This is a genomic window from Brakhagea slesvicensis (assembly GCF_052161625.1).
GTDB lineage: Bacteria > Planctomycetota > Planctomycetia > Pirellulales > Pirellulaceae > JBKCUI01.
On record NZ_CP197412.1, the window covers coordinates 2,534,937 to 2,551,537 of the forward strand.

Below are 16,601 nucleotides of genomic sequence, written 5' to 3' on the forward strand. Positions count from 1 at the left end.
GCTAGTTTTCAGTCCAGGTACTGTAAATTGATTTTAGAATTGCAATGGTTTGTTTAGATTGTTTCGGAATCGCAATGAGTCTACTGCGTCGATAAAATTGTTGAAGTTATAATCGAATAGGGCTCCTTCCAGATTTGTTACAGGTTTATTGAGTGTGTTTCTAAATCGCAGAGAATCCACCGCATCTACAACACGATTTCCGTTCGAGTCGCCGTATAAAGCGAAGAAGGCATCCGTCTCGTCATCGCCAAAGAGATAGACGTCGCCTAGTATCCCGTCACTATTCACGTCAAGTTGGTGTCCGGACCGCGTAATTTTGCTTCCATCAATCGTCAATTGATAGTATCCATCAAGCAGAGCTCCTATCGAGTTACGAGTAAACGACCCAGCGAATGTAAGAGTCACAATTGTTTGGTTACCGACCTGTTCCAAAGTTGGTGAATTGAGCGTCACCGCTCCCCCTCCAGCACCTCGCCGAACCAAGGTGAAAGCGCCTTCTGCGATATCGATATTGCTGTCAAAAGCAAGCTGAACCTTGTTTACCATCGAACGCTGTACAGTCCCGTCACCCACGATCGGAGTACCGACCATCTCAGGTACATCCAAAACGGTGACTGTGAACGCTGTTTCCACGAACAAGCATCCCTGGTCGATGGATCGGATTCGGACGCTGTAAGTGGATTTGGTTTCGAAATCAGAACGAATACCTATTTTGAGTTGGTTTCCTTCCACTAAGAAGGAGGCGTTGTCGGTATCTCCGGCGCCAGCCACAAGCTGGTAAGTGAATGTATTCCCGGCATCGCGATCCGTCGTACTGAACGTTCCTACAACACTTCCCACCGATAAACTCTCTGCGACGGAGTTACTCGAAAGAGCAATCGTAGTCGGAGCCGAGTTGTTGGTTTCAATCCGGATTTGCTCTGCAGTGAAATCCGCATCGAGACTATTCGTTGTTAGCTGGGTTGCTGAACTAGCTCTGCGGACGACCAAAGTTCCTGGATTCCTAAATTCGATCGGTGCAAACTGCCCAGAAGGGCTCACCATACGCATACGACCAGATTCACTTGGATTGGCATCTTCCAATATCGCGCTGGTGACCCAGGACGGGAGGTCGATGGTCAGCAGGGTAGTATCCGACACCAGTAAATTTACTTCCTCAACTCCAGTTGTCGTGACTTGCGTCCGATTCGCTATCTCTTCCGGCACGAGTCCTACCAAGATACTATCCAAGCCAATGACAGAAACTTCGATCGTCTGGAAGGTACCAGCTAATGCGGAAAATCCATCGACAACTCCCGAACTGTTTCCGGCATGGAAGGCAACGGTATCGCCCCGATAGGTGTTCTCAGAGAAATCAAGAGCCAAAAGGTCTGCTTTATCAGCGACACCGTTGATTATGGAGCTCAAGGGTTCCGCAAAATCACCGTTGAAGACCTCGACGCCGTTGGAGACCAACGAAGCGTTAGACCGGCTTTGCAAATACAGTAGATCATTGCTTGTTCCACTGCTATTGGTAGCAAAGCTCGTAGCGTCATCGTTGAGAATAAATCCTGTCCCTTCATCAACGCGGATGACTGCTTGGCTAGCGTTGGTTAAGAGTAGGTTGAGCGATTCGTCTGATTCGAACAGCAAATCTCCGTGGATGACCACATCCACATATCGAGTTGTATTGTCATTTGCTGGCCAACTTAGGGTGCCGGTAGTCGCTGTGTAATCTTGGCCGGCAAGTGCAGAACCATCGACGGTCATGTATTGAACACTAATTGGATAATTGTGGTCACCGATGACATCCACGGAGAATCGCATCACGCTAGTACCGCCATTTCCTTCAATAATGGAAAGACTATTGATACCGATGGCGGGTGGAATGGTGACGGTCGCGTTCACCGCGGCGATTTTGCTTACCAAGGCAGGTCCGCTGTAGTCTGCCGTCAGCGAGGCGAGGGATCGAGTTCCCGCACCAAGATCGAATAAAGCATCAGAAAATTCGCCTTGTAAGACCATTTTTGCCTTATCCAACGCCAGAACAAAAGCACTACCGTTCGTGAAGCTTTCGAGGTTCAGCGAATTCATTTCCTGGATAGCGGCAGCAATTCTACCAGCGATCGAACTGATTTGCTCGTCATTCACTCCAGCAATAGCATGCTTGATCACCGTCGCACCGAGTAGGCTCTCCACCGTGGCGTCACTGGTCAAATCAAGAAGGCTATCAGGAGTGGAAACAAGATCGGCTACCTCGTCATAGATATCTTGCCCAATCGTATTCAATTGGCGTCCTGATATACCAGCCAAGTACTGTGATATAGCCAAGACTGCTGAGTGTAGCTCGACGTGTGCTCTGTACGCGCGCGCTGCAATAGGATCATTCGCTATCGTTTGATACAGGGAGTTACCGGAAGTAATGTTGTAGTCCTTCACTCCTAACGCGTTGGTCGCGAAGTCGATTGCATCAGAAATACTCAACGATTGCGTTCGAATGAGACTTTCCACCAGGGTGGTAATCGGAGTGATATTCAACAAACCGATCGGAGCAGACATCGCGATACGTCGGACCAATCCCGTGGAAATATCGACACCCCCTTCTTGGACAAAACGGCCTTCTTCGAGATCGATAACACCATTTTCATTCGTATCAAATTCATCTAAGAAAACGGCAAAAGAACCATCGATGGCTGTGCTGCTAAACGGCTCGTCCGCATCGAGCACGCCGTTGAAGTTCGCATCGAAGTAGGCTATCGCCCCTTCGATAGGTCCGTTTGTAATTGCTAAGGCAATCTGCCCGGGCCTGATTTCAGCTATACCGCCATTAATAACCAGGGAAGTCGGATTTCCAAAACTACCTAAATCCAGAATCACTGGAGATGTACTGATCGCGAGAGTTCCAGTGGATGCAGGGGCAATTGGTGTGTGCGAAATTGTCTTTGGGACACTTGAAGAATTCAGTGCAAGATTCGTTTGTGTGACCGCCTTTTTGTCATCGTCAATAATAAGGAACGACCTGGCAGGTTTTGTACCTGCGGGAAGCTTTGCGGGAGCGGAAACGCTTTGTATGGTTGCTGTAAACGCCTCATCACCTTCAAAATTGGAGTCGTGGATGATTTCAACTGTAAAAGTTGCACTTGTAGAGCCTGCTGGAATCCGTAGCTTATCGTTGGTGAGTCCCAGCACTCTATAGTCGGTATTTCGAACTGCCTTCCCGGAAAAGGAGAGTGTCACATCGATAGCTCGGTCACCTGGCTTGCTGAGATTGACAGGGACACTGATCGTACGATTGCGAAGTCCGTTAAGTAAATTGCCGGTACGTGCCTCCGACACTCTCGCAATGGCTTTCTTGTCTCCTGCGGGAAAGTCTACAATCGCGATGTCGTTGTCGTTGATAGCAATCGTCGCCGATTTGGCACTGGAACTCGTGATCGCAGTGGTCAAGCTCCCGATTGATAATGTTAAAGTAGGTGCAGTCGTACTAGCTATACTATTGTTAATCGTTGCGATAGCAATCGAGACAGAAGTTTGCCCCGTAGGAATCGTCACACTGGAACCAGAAGGGGAGACATGGTTTATGTTCGCTCTGCTCGTTCCGGAAAGTGTGAATGGTATTACTAGTGGGACATTGGTTGCAGCGGATAATCGAAAAGTATAAACGGCATTTGTGCCTTCGACGACGGAACTATTGGATGCACCTACACTAAGAATGGGATCATTGTCAAGGATCCGGATGCGAGTGGAAGTGTTTGTTCCAGCAGCAACGACGGAAGATGAAGAGAAGTTGCTTGCTGCGAACGCAATCACAGCTAATTCCGTCGGCTCATTGATCGAGTCCTCTGTGATCGAGAGCGTACGCGATGCAACTAAAGCGCCTGCCGGGAACTGAAACGGTGCCGACGAGAATGCGTAATCGTTGGAAGACGCATAGCCCACAGTGTTCCCACCCGAAATGGAAATAGGTACGCTTATCGCATCTGGGAGGGGGCGATCAAGTCTCGCAGTAATGGTAAAGCTTCCAGTCCCTTCAAAACGATCAAATTGCGCTACGTCAAAACTGATCCTCGCCTTGTCGTCGTCGCCAATGTGGAAGTTGCTCCGAGATACAGAGCCAAGCTTGTATCCGTCACCGGACAGCAGTTGGATGGTAAACTGCTCTCGTGGCTCGACAATGTTATCGTTGACAATGGTAACAGCTAGCGTGGCTGTGTCGCTATTATTAAAAACGAACTCCGCATTACTGGGTAAGAAGTAGTCTGGATTCGAACCACCCCGATTCGCAGTGCCAGTAGCAGTAACCGGGACTCGCAGAATTCCACTAGAAGGCTTCGACAAGGTCGCGGTCAACGCGAAAGTTCCGTGGCTCTCCCCTAAAGCGGCGGTACCGACGGTAACGCCGACAATCGGCGTATCGTCGTCAGTGATTGTCAACGTGAAAGTACGATTGGCGGCGGTTGTTCCCGCAGCCCAAAGGTCTGTGCCCTCAGCAAAGACCAATACCACCGACTCGTTGGGTTCGACCGATGCGTCTTGTTGCAATGTAATCGGAACGAACACTGTCGTCGCACCGGCAGGAATGGTGACGGTGGTAGGGATGTCATTTTGGAAATCGCTGCCCGCAAGTGCACTACCGCCGACAGTCAACCCAATGGTCGTCGGAGCAGAGCTTGGCCGGGATAGTTGCAAGGTTGTACCGGTTTTTTGGGTTGACTCTTCAACGACGAGCGAAGTCCGGTTGAGAGTCAATGTCGGCTGTGTCTCATTGTCTTGAATGGACAAGGTGTGGGTACTTGTCGTACCCAAGTAGTATTCCGAAGACTCACCCAACTCCACCGCAACCGTTTCGGTCGTCTCGAACATTGTGTCGTCGACAATATGGACTCGCATCGTTGCGAGAGTTTGGCCTGCGGGCACAAGTACGGACGCCGTGGGTAGAACAAAGTCCGATCCGGCCGTGGCTGTCGAACCTGTTCCATTCACGCTGATTGGAATCCACAAATCAACATCCGCTGGCTCGGAAATCGCTATGGTAAGGTCAATTGCACCGACCGCTTCGCTAACGCTGCTCGTGTTAGCTGCAAACTGAATCGTCGGTTTCGTTCCGATAACTGCAATCGCCACCCTGGCTTCGTAAGAGGTGAGGGCCCCATCATTTACTGAAAAGTAGAACTCATCATTTCCGACGAAACCATTGTGCGGCGTGTACGTTAAATTTGGTACTGTTCCGCTGAGCGTTCCATGATTAGGGGCATCGACAATCGTGTACGAAAGCGGACCAGCCCCCGAAGCTGCAAGCATGATGAGAGTAGGTTGGTTTCGTAGCGTTGATAAAGTTAGATTCTCCGCAATGGGACGATCTGGGGAATCGGATACGCTGATAATGAATTGTGAGGGATGACTGGCCATGAGCAGTCCATCGCTCGCAGCCACTTGGACGACTAGCTCTCGGTCCGCGAGATTCTCGAAATCGAACTCTCGCGCCGATACCAACTGATTGCCAACAATAGTAAATGAGTTGTTGTCGTTCGGTCCAACTAGCAATAATTGATAGCTAAGCGGGAGCGGGCCATCTTCGTCATTAGCATTGAACACTCCAATAACCGATCCGGCTGGGAGGTTCTCGCTAATCGTCGAATTGCTGAGCGTCAATCCGGTAGGTGCGTCGTTTCTGTCGGTAACCGTAATCGACAACTCATGGGTTTGTGAACGCGTGCCATCACTGATGGCAATCTGTACCACATAGACGTTGTTCCCATCTGCATCGATGGGGGCCTCAAAATTGGGAGCTGTAAAAAACGATAGAGTGCTGCCTGTTGCGATCGCAAATCGAGCGGCATCGGGTCCACCCACGATACTGTACATCAAGTTAGGATTCGGTAGATCGGCATCGCCTCCAGTCAAGTTTGTAACAAAGATCGAATTCTCTGGGATGCTGTAAGTAAGTTGGGAAGTCAATTGCGGGTCAAACTCATTGACTGGCGTCACATGGACGAGGAACGGACGTGTGATGCTTGACCACGCAGAAATAGCCCTTACACTTACGGTGAAGACATTGTTGGATTCATAGTCAAAGGATCTCGTTGTTCGCAACTGATTTCCGTCGAGAACAAAGTTCGGATCTGGAATTGTCTCAGAGACGATTTCAAACGTCGTTTCACTCGGATTCGCACCTGTCGCGGTTAATGTCCCGACGAGGGAGTTTGCTATTGAATTCTCCAGAATCGTATTGGATGAGAGAACGATATCCGTCGGACCCTCGCTCACATCGGAAACTGTGATGACAAACACCTTCTCGAACCACAATCCTCCTTGGTTCGTTGCACGCACTCGTATTGAGTAGGTGCTCTTAATTTCAAAGTCGAAGATCGCTTCCGTTGCGAGTCTTCCAAATGCATTAATTGAAAAATACGAATTGTCTACGTCGCCCGTACCGTCGACGAGAGAATAAACCATGCCCTCGTCGTCAGCAGGATCACTAAATGTCCCTACTAGTGAACCTACCTGCTCGTTTTCCGCTATACTTGTATTGGTGATAGAAATATCAGTCGGCTTCGAAGTATCTACATAAACAAATATATCGCTCGATAGGTTGTAGTCTTGCGAAGTGAAGTTAGTGCTTAAGCTCGAAAAATAGACGGTACGACCGTCGCCGCTGATTATGGGTGAAATGGATCTTCCGTTTCCACCCAAACTCGCACTTTCAGTTTTGCGATTTGTTCGATCGTATACAAAAACATCTATTTGCGATCCATTCTCGTCGATTTGTCCGTTTACAAGGTTTGTTGCAGCGCTGACAAACGCGATTCGTTGCCCGTCCAGACTAACTGATGGAGCGCTTGGATTGAAATCCACCGTCGATGAAGAACCATTGCCCGCATTTGTGGTAGATCCATCAATACCGGTAATTAGCTCGTTCGTACCATTCAGGATATTGTAGGAAAATATGTTTCCAACACCGTAGCTACTAACCTGGCCAGGAACGATATTCTGTAGGAAGCTTCGGTAGACTATGTATGTTCCGTCACGGTTTACTACTGGTGAGTCAGATCCCCCAGTGCCTCCGTCAACTGGTGATGTCGATGTGTGACTGATCAACTTGGTTGTACCAGCAATCCGATCATACAGAAAGACACGGTCAGCGATTGTCGAACTGATTTGTCCGCTTACTAAATTAGTGCTTGTGCTCGTATAAGCAACATATCGACCATCGCCACTAATACTCGCGTTCATTGAGCTGCGATTGCCGGTTTGTGTTTGCGATCCATCAATACCGCTAACTAACTGGATAGAATTCGAGGATATTTCGTAAAGGAAAAGATCTGTGTTAACGGATTGGGAGGCATTGTTATCGACTTGCCCAGGGACGATGGCATTGCTTGCGCTTGAGAAAACTACAAATTTACCATCAGCGCTCAATCGAGGATTCTCAATCACGATTGATCCGCCTATTTGTTGCGTAACTCCATTGATTCTGTCAAAAATAAATGCGCCACTCAGTCCTGAGACAATATTGGTCGCCGAGCTTGTAAATAATACCAAATTCCCGTCAGAACTAAACTGTGCATTTGAGCCGCCTTGGCTCGCGGGTGTCGTTGTCGATCCTAATGCGCCATTTAGTAGCCTTGATGTCTTAAGGAGTCGGTCATACAGGTAGAGATTTCCAATGCCGTGGAATGTTCCTGCAACAGAATTATCGCTCTTAAATGCGACGAATCTTCCATCCTCGCTGATGGTGGGGTTGTAGGATTGTCCTGGCATAGTTTGCATTACCGATCCAGGCATGTGGCTTAGCAATTCCATAGTACCGGTCAAACGATCGAATACAAAGACATCTGACATTCCATTGCTGTCAGTTTGGCCAGAAATTATATTCGTCGCAGTGCTTGTAAAGACAAGATATCGTCCGTCTGTACTAACCGAGTTGCTTACGCCCGTCGGTATCGAACTGACACCTCCTGCAGAAAAACTCGGCGTTACGGCTTTACTGATGATCGTGGGAGAACCATCCGTTACGGCAAACTGATAGACGCTTGCGGCTCCGTCCCGGTCGCGGGTTATTGAGCTGAGGTTGCTTGCTAAGCTCTGATACAGTACTGTGGATCCATCTGAGCTGATCTGAGGGAGTGTAGAATTACCATCCGAAAGCGAGCTAGTTCCGCCCGCCCCACTGGCAAGCAAATTTGCTTTGGTTACGCGATCGTATACCGCAATCTTTGCGTTGCTGTTCCCGCCGCCGGGAAATGTTCCAAACGGGTCTGTTCCGCTAGTTTCGTAGGCAACAAAACGGCCCGACGCATTCACTGAAGGACGAAAGGATAGTCCGTTTCCGGTACTTCTTGTTTGGCCAAGTACACGACTAACAATCTCGACTGCACCAGCGGTACGATCAAATAGAAAGACATCCAGAGTTCCATTGTTGTCAACCTGGGTGTTGAACGTAGATCCAAAGACATTTGTTCCGCGCGAAGCGAATACGATTATATTACCATCGTAGCTGATGCTGGGCGTTTCCGATGCGTTGTTAGAAGTCTGGGTCAGTGAACCATTAACCCCACTGACCAATCGCTGGGCACCCGCCATTACATCATAGACAAATATATCCGCGGTGCTGTTTGTGTCGACTTGGCCCGCGACAAGATTGGTTGCCGCACTACGAAACGCAATAAAACTACCATTTCCACTTATCGACGGCGAGTCCGACATGCCGTTTCCAGTATTCGTCGGAGAACCTGCGATCCCGCTGACTAGAGATGTTGTCGATGTAATTCCGTCAAATAGAAAGACATCTGACGTTCCATTCGTGTCCACTTGTCCTGTCACTAGGTTACTTGCAGAACTGCGATAGGCAATTCGTTTTCCGTCGGCAGTGATGCTATGCGAATCTGACGGCGAGTTCGCAGTTATCGTATCCGAGTTCGAACTTCGGCTCACGAGGCGAATGGATCTCGCTATTACGTCGTAAGCGAACAAATCTGCACCGCCGTTTGCATCCGCGACACCAGAAATCAAGTTGGTCGCAAGACTGCTAAAAACAATCGTTGATCCATCTGCACTAATGATTGCTGAACTTGAGGCAGATGCGGCCGTATTCGTCGATGAACCGCTTGCACCGCTAACAAGCCTAGTGACATCTAAAACACGATCGTAGACAAAAATATCCGTATTCGCATTAAAATCGGCTTGGCCAGAAACGAGATTGGTCGCGGTGCTTTGATACACAACGTAACGACCATCGTCACTGATGCTCGGCGTGCTGGACGCATTGTTTGCGGCAGTCGAGGAGGAATTGTGCATTCGGCTTACCAGGCGAGTTTCGCCAGTCTGGCGGTCGTGGAGGAATACGTCAGACGCCTGGTTCGTATCAAGCTGGTCGAGGACAAGGTTTGTCGCGGAACTAACAAAAACGGAATACCTACCGTCCTCGCTTAATGATCTCGTCGGGAGCGGGCTCACTGTTGCTGGAACGCTTTCGGAATACAGCGATGGCTCTGCCATGGAGACAAGTTGTAGCGTTGCCAATAGACATCGACTTTCAAGAGGTTCTGTAACCAGGCGACGAAGGCGGTTACGACGTAAGTCCATAGTGTTTAATTGTCTTCTGGATTGCTTTTTCATTTGTTCTAGACTTTACTCTATCGATTGCTTTACGAATCCGTGGAGCCTACCCAATGTTGGGAGTTGTCCAGCGGTCTTGTGCTTTTGGTGGTGGATGCGACAGGAGGGGGTTACAAAGCCATACTTTGTATTGATCGTACATATGCGAGAAAGGAGAGCATCCGCAATCCAAAGTCCCTCGTGCCCCCGAACAAAAACACGCCCCATGTTGGGGCTGTATGGTGCGTTCGGCGTTGGACAAAGCACCCGCTGAAGGGTGCTGCTCCACCCCGAGAAACCGCGGACAATCGAGTCGCAACCTTATGGTTGCCGTCGTAGGATGCAACTCCTGTTCGCGTCTTCAAAGAAGGGCAATTCAGCCGGAACGCCAAACCGATCGACTGCTCGTAGCCAAGTGTCTTCAATCGTGACTCCCCTCCGCGCACCCCAATGCAAGGCTCGTTGAACATCATCCGAAAGTCGTTCATGTCGTTAGCGAATGGAGTCATGGCGAAGCGTCTATCTAAAAGGTGAAGGGGTTCGCTAGCGTTGGGCATCACTTTCTCAGTCGTTGTCGCGGTTGACTTTTTCCGAAAACTTTAAGGAAGTTTCGAAATAAATTTAAAAAACTTGTGAGTGAGCAAATCGATCGCTTAGACTTCAAGGGCGTCCCAGATGCGGCTCGGGGCGTTTACTGGCATATAGGAGAGAATTAATTTGGCTGCGGCACTATCGGATGGCGAATTTGCTCGACTCCTTGGATCGATTCGAGCCGGTGACGAACAGGAACTTGGCCGGTTGCTCGAGATCTTTCGCCCGCTTCTATCACGTATTGCCGAAGACCGGATCGGGACCAAGGTTCGTGTACGCTTTTCAGGTTCCGATTTGGTCCAGGAGACCCTTCTCGCCGCCTCGATGAAAATTGCTGCCTTCCGCGGACAATCGCCGCAGGAGTTCCAGTCATGGCTCGTGGAAATCCTCCGAGCTCGCCTCAATGACGGGCTTCGTCGCCATCTCCTTGCCGAACGACGCCGGGTAAGCGCGCAACGATCGGGGAAATCGGGACTCCTCGAGACGAAACTGCAAAGCCCATCAACTCAAGCAGTCCTCAACGAGCAATCGGCAGCCTTGATCGCTGCCATTGCCTCCTTGGATGACCTGGACCGCGAAATTGTTTTCCTGCGCTATATCGATCACTTGAGCTTCGAAGAGATCTCCGCGAGAGTAGACATTCCCCTGTCGACCGTGTGGAGACGATGGCATAATGCAATCAAGTTGCTGAGGATCCGGTTGGAGCATGGCTGATACACAAAAGTCCGAATCTACCGACCCAATTGATTCTGACATCCGAAGGCTTCTTGAATACGAACAAGCCCTCATGGACGGCTTGTTCGGCCCACTTGACGGTCATGCATCTGTTGACAATCAATCGGCCAAGACAATTCGCATGCTCGTAGACACCTTCAGTGCCTTTGAGAACGTATCCCCTGAAGCAGTCCCACCTGTGATCGTGTGGGAGTTGCCTCCGAAGTTCGGGCGATTCTCCATCATCAAAAAACTGGGCAATGGTGCTTTTGGGGCTGTTTGGAAAGCGACGGATCCCAACACAGATCGTTTTGTAGCAATCAAAGCTCTTCACCCAGAGCTACGAAGTGCACCGAACCTATCGCAACGATTTATTCAGGAGGCCTTCGCCGCTGCGCGATTGAATCATCCGAGTATTGTGCGAGTGCTCGAAGCGGGAACAATCGACGGCATTAGCTTCATTGTGACCGAATTGGTTGACGGAGAAACGTTAGTGACTTCGACCGATGGCAAGCCTTCGTATGCGATCTGCGAGGCAGCCTCGATCGTTATGCAATTGGCGAGCGCTGTCCAACATTCGCACCAACAAGGTGTGTTGCACCGTGACATCAAGCCAGACAACGTTCTGATAGAGCGTCAGACAGCGACTGATGGAACAAAGTTTACAGTCCCACGATTGACCGACTTCGGTTTGGCTCGCCTGCAAGATTCCCGAAGCGAACTGAGCCAGTTTGGCATGATGATCGGCACGCTGGACTACATGGCACCCGAGCAACTGGCAGGTGATCAATCGAATCTAGGTCCAGGTGTGGATATCTATTCGCTAGGTTTGCTGCTTTTCGAACTGTTAACGGGTACACATCCACGTCGTTGCGGAGGAAACGTGCTCAAAGCCATCGAAATCCGGGGGCAGATGCCTAATCCAAGATCGCTTCGCCGAGATATTCCCTTAGATCTTGATGCGATTTGTGTTCGATGCTTGCAGAAACTCCCCGCAAACCGATTCCCAAATGCAGTCGCTCTGCAACGCGATCTAGAGAACTTTCTCGAAGACCGCCCGACCGAGACACGCACCCCCAGCCTTTTCGAGCGTGCGACGAGATGGGGCTATGCGAATCAAGTGCTCGCCTCGTTTTTGCTTATGGTATCTCTTTCATTGGTAACGATCCAGGTTCTGACCATCCGACACAGAAGAGAGTTGCAGACCCAGAACGAGCACCTCATCCAAGCTCGTCACGCGAGCGATGCAGCCCGTAGTGCCGCCGAAGAACAAGAAGCCAAATACCGCGATTTGGCTTGGAACTCAGGAATCAAAAACGCTTATACCCGTTTTGAGCAAGGCGACTTACCAGATGCAACCCGACAACTAGCAGCGTTACGCAGGACACATCCCAGTGCGCCCGAGTATCCTGAGTGGTATTTGTTGGACGCAGAGTTGAAGAAACAGTTCGAAGTATTGTGCGATGCCTCCGTTCCCATCTGGGAATTGACACCCATTCCCAATTCGTCACGCGTTGCGTTCGGTGGCCAAGGCTCGACTCTTAGTCTCTATGATTTGGAAACGCGAACCATTGAGCAACGAATTGAAATGCCGCTTTCCGAGATCCATGCGATTGCAGCAAGCCCTGACGGAAAGTTTCTGGTTGCAGGTGGACAGGATTCCAAAGCAGGATCCCTCAATGCTCCAGTACAGATAGATCTCGAATCAGGACGGTTCAAAAGACTCGAGGCGGAACAAGATGCTAGGGTCGAATCTCTAGCCTATTCTGATCAGGGCGACTTTCTGGCAGTCGGATTTCGATACGAGAATATTCAGATCATTCCCCTGAACCGAACCGGTGCTAAATCATCCATAACCTCCCGCCGACGAGCGCGGTCCTTGAGTTGGACCAGCAAGAACGAAGTCGTAGTTCACAGCGATCATGGCCAGCTGACATTGCAGGATCGCGAGGGAGGCACGCGACAACTCTCTTTAGGCTTTCATGTCGAGGCATTTGCTCTCCAGGCTTTCGGGGAAATGCTTTTGGTCGCACTTGCAGATGATGACGAATGCCAGCTGATCGAACTGAGGGAGGGGAAGAGTATCGCGAGACTCCAGGATGCTGGCTGGAGAGCACGCTCCGTTTCGATATCCGAAGATGGGCGATGGGCTGCTGCAGGAAGTTCGATTGGCGAGGTCGCGGTTTGGCAAATTCCCGACGATTTGGACTCAAACAGCTTACAGACCATACGGCCATACAAGGTTCGGCGACTCCTGTCGGGTAATGTTACCTCAGTTCGTTGGCACAAAGACCATTTGCTCTGCGCGGACGATGCAGGCCGTTTGGTGAAATGGAAACCTCACAACGAGATCGGATTGGTCCGTGGTGATCTCGTCATAACAGCAGCGACATTCTGGAGAGACTCTTTGCTAGTTGGATGGAGTGATGGAAGCTTGAATCTCTTTCCGAACAGAAGCCTCCCCCAAGTGGGTGACGTAACATTAACTCCGTCGGAGATCGGGGGGAAACGTATTATCATGGAAGCGACAGGAAGCCCGCTCATTGAAGTAGCTGTCGATCCGGGTTCTGATTGCATCGTATGTGGTTTCCGAGATGGATCGCTCCATCAAATCTCTCGCAACGAAAGCGGGGAGTATACCCCCCAAATGCTTGGACAGTACCCACATTCAGGATTTGAGAACTCGCTTCAAGTTCGCGACGGAAAAGTTTTATTTCGTACAGATAGCAATATGCTCAACCTGATGGATTTGAAAAATGGCCGAGAAGTGGTGCGTGCAGAATTACCAGGTCACAATTACGCACTACGTTTTTTCGAGAACGCAAGTAAAGTCGCTGCAGTCGGGCATGCAGAAGGAGTTCATATTTACTCTGTCCCCACGTTGGGTTCTTTGGGAAGATACGGCGTTGGTCAAGCAGTAAGTCTGTTCTACGATGGGGGAAGCGGATTACTCGTAAGCGGACACGCAAACGGAGAAGTACGATGGTCTGATGCTTCAAATCTAACGACGTTGAAATCACTTCGAATGACCCGAGATAAAGTCACTTCCTATACACAAGACCGAGACGGAAGAGTCGGGTTCTCTGTCAGTGGTCATGGTAGCTTGACTGTATGCGACCCTCGCGACAATCTTGTTTTTGGCACCTTGGCCTCCGTGCCGAATCTAGATCGCTCTTATAACCATTCACGATCGAAATGTGAAATTTCTGCCGACTCCCGGCTTGTGTTCACTTTGGAGATTCGGGAATATGAACCGTTCGTCCTGGAATCAACTTTTCGGATCTATCAACTACCCTAATTGAAGTTCATCCACCCACAGGGGGCTCGTGACGTTCGAGAGCAAGCCGAGTGAGCCTCGGCTTCTTAGGTTATCCAGTTCACTACATCGGAACGAAGGGCGGAATCTCTCCGTCGTACTTGATGTCGTAGTCGAACGTGATGCCCCCTTCGACGACGTTCAAATTGAACTCGGGGTTGCTCGCTGCATCCTCGTTAAATTTCTTGGGCAAGTAGTTTTTCATCGACTCGCCTCGATAGATCGATAGCTGAACAACACAGGGACCTAAGACGACGCCTGATTGCGTTGTGAGAAACTCCGCGCGGTAACGCCCTTGCGAGTCGGTCATCCCAATAGATGGTCTGACCTTGGCTTCGGGGACGAACTGCACTTCGATTCCTTCGACTGGTTTTCCGTTGATCGTAATGGTTCCTGTAACCGAAGCCGTAGGAATTTTGTTACCGCATCCGGAGAGCCCTCCAATCAGAAGCAACGCACAACACGATAAGGCGAATGAGGCTGAACGAAACAAGAGAATTCTCCGGGTTAAACAAATGCGAATAGAAACGAGATGGATCGGCGATGGGGGGACCCACGCGCGTCGGTTTAGAAGCCTTCGGTGGGATAGCCGTCTTCTCGGTGAGCCAGCTTTTGGAAGACACCCCATTGGCTTCGATTGGTTGCGTGCCACTTGAATTCGATCGTATCGCTGATGAAGTGAACGGATCCATCTGCCAGGACAAAATTCGCTCCACCTGGATGCAAGCTGCTGAAGGAGAACACCGTGGCTTGGGTTTGTGTAGGGACAGGGTTGATCACATATTGTGCGGATCCCATCACGCGCTTCGCGTGCGCCCCGTTGCCGATCGACTTCGGTGTGCCGAGCCAAGTCACTTGATCGTTGGTGGCAATCTTTACTGCTCGTTCTCCCGCGAGGATGGTGTTACTGGTTCCATCGGTGATGTTCCTAAAACCTTTTTCATCTTTGTATCCACACACTCCGCCGGTATCTCCCTGCAATGCACCACCATTGGTGGTCACACCGATGCAAGCGATATAGTTGGATCGGCCGATCCCTTCGTTTCGGTTGTACATCTGGGAGACGGGATCGCTAAAGGTTGTCATGATGCTGACTTGCTCTGCGCCGCTCGGGCAAATGAAGCTCGGCAATGGAGTGCTGGTGGCTCGAACGAAGTCTTGGAATTGGGTCGGATACGCAGGAATTGGCGCGCTCCCCGGAATGCCAGAACAACCGATGATGATCTCTTGCAGTTTGAAGCGATCGACCCCCAGTGCTTGGTAGACATTGCCTTGTTCCATGTAAGGCATCAACATGACCGCCCATCCCCAATCGGGGTTTTGATTCTCAGGTGCCGAAGCGGACGTACCGCCTGGAAGGGAATCGTAATAGCCGGCAGGAAGCTTGCGCATGGCGGATTCGCGATTGTGAAACGCGAGTCCCAGCTGCTTCAGATTGTTGGAGCATTGCATCCGACGCGCCGCCTCCCGAGCCGCTTGCACGGCCGGCAGCAGCAAACCGACCAATACGCCGATGATGGAAATCACTACCAGCAGTTCAACCAAAGTAAAGCCCGAAGATTTCTTCATTATGCACCTGGGATCTAATAAACCAGTATTTCATAAAAATTCGCTCGTTACATCGACGAGGACGAAGGCTCGGAAATTCCGAATCTGCCCTATTCTCTACGGTTGGTTCCGCGTGCGTCTTGGCGGAGTCTTCATGGGTAATAGTTTTTTTGCGCACAGCCACCAATGCTTGCGTTCAGCGATCGCCAGCATTCTCTGACGCATTTGACACATATCGAAGACTGGGTGTTAAAACGCGCATAGGGAGCGTTGCGCGTATGGACCGGCGTGTTTTCCGTGCGGTCCGAGCGAATAGCGCTTCATGCTTTGTGCAACCGAAGTGTTTTATTGGTCCGGTGTCTCCATCTGCTTTTCGAATCGGAATCGAAACATGAGCGAAGAGGTATCCACGGATTCATCCCTCGACTTGTTGGTGCGATGCCAATTGCTCCATTCGAAGGCGGATGGGGTTGGAACAGGATTGATAGCTGGCCAGAATCCATCGTCCCTGCCTCCAAGTGTCAGATTCACACAAAACTCTCCTTTGCTCGTAAAGAGAGGGACTTTGGCGACCAAAATCCATTGATCATCTTCCTGGCGAAACTGGTCGCGATCGAATCGAGCCAACTCCCACCCTCTAGGCTTCTCATTTCCCACGAACAGTGACAGTGTCACGCGACGCAGAAATCGGCATGCGAGAAGCGTTTGTGCGAAGTAGGGAAGAGCTTGAATCGGATCCGAAAATGGCAGTACTGTTCTCGTCATGAGTGATCTGACACGGGGCGAAGGGGGCAATGGACGTCGGCCATTTAGGATACAGAAGCGATTACAATATCGACGAAGGTATCGTTCCAAA

5 protein-coding genes and 1 pseudogene are annotated in these 16,601 nt (G+C 50.3%); 2 read left to right on the forward strand and 4 right to left on the reverse strand.

The genetic code is table 11. The features are described from left to right. Positions 1 to 33: 33 nt before the first annotated feature. Complete coding sequence (locus SH467x_RS09675) at positions 34 to 9,597, reverse strand: Calx-beta domain-containing protein (protein WP_482371065.1); 9,564 nt, start codon at positions 9,595 to 9,597, stop codon at positions 34 to 36. Between the two features lie 696 nt (positions 9,598 to 10,293). Here SH467x_RS09675 and SH467x_RS09680 point away from each other — a divergent pair. Then, positions 10,294 to 10,881, forward strand: coding sequence for a sigma-70 family RNA polymerase sigma factor (locus tag SH467x_RS09680; RefSeq protein ID WP_482371066.1), 588 nt, complete (start codon positions 10,294 to 10,296; stop codon positions 10,879 to 10,881). Between the two features lie 142 nt (positions 10,882 to 11,023). Then, positions 11,024 to 11,878: pseudogene (locus SH467x_RS09685) on the forward strand (serine/threonine-protein kinase); the annotation flags it as partial. A 2,383-nt stretch (positions 11,879 to 14,261) separates the two neighbouring features. On the opposite strand, the gene SH467x_RS09690 reads toward SH467x_RS09685, so the two are convergent. The 3 genes from SH467x_RS09690 to SH467x_RS09700 form a co-directional block, all read right to left on the reverse strand. Continuing rightward, positions 14,262 to 14,690, reverse strand: a complete 429-nt coding sequence (locus tag SH467x_RS09690) for an Ig-like domain-containing protein (RefSeq protein ID WP_482371067.1) — start codon at positions 14,688 to 14,690, stop codon at positions 14,262 to 14,264. A gap of 74 nt (positions 14,691 to 14,764) precedes the next feature. Next, positions 14,765 to 15,766: a DUF1559 family PulG-like putative transporter gene (locus SH467x_RS09695; RefSeq protein ID WP_482371068.1), complete on the reverse strand. Its 1,002-nt coding sequence runs from the start codon at positions 15,764 to 15,766 to the stop codon at positions 14,765 to 14,767. Between the two features lie 324 nt (positions 15,767 to 16,090). After that, positions 16,091 to 16,510, reverse strand: coding sequence for a hypothetical protein (locus SH467x_RS09700; protein WP_482371069.1), 420 nt, complete (start codon positions 16,508 to 16,510; stop codon positions 16,091 to 16,093). Positions 16,511 to 16,601 lie beyond the last annotated feature (91 nt).

Coding starts and splice junctions, on each gene's coding strand:
- SH467x_RS09675 (WP_482371065.1), bottom strand. CDS start 9,597: ATGAAAAAGCAATCCAGAAGACAATTAAACACTATGGACTTACGTCGT.
- SH467x_RS09700 (WP_482371069.1), bottom strand. CDS start 16,510: ATGACGAGAACAGTACTGCCATTTTCGGATCCGATTCAAGCTCTTCCC.
- SH467x_RS09695 (WP_482371068.1), bottom strand. CDS start 15,766: ATGAAGAAATCTTCGGGCTTTACTTTGGTTGAACTGCTGGTAGTGATT.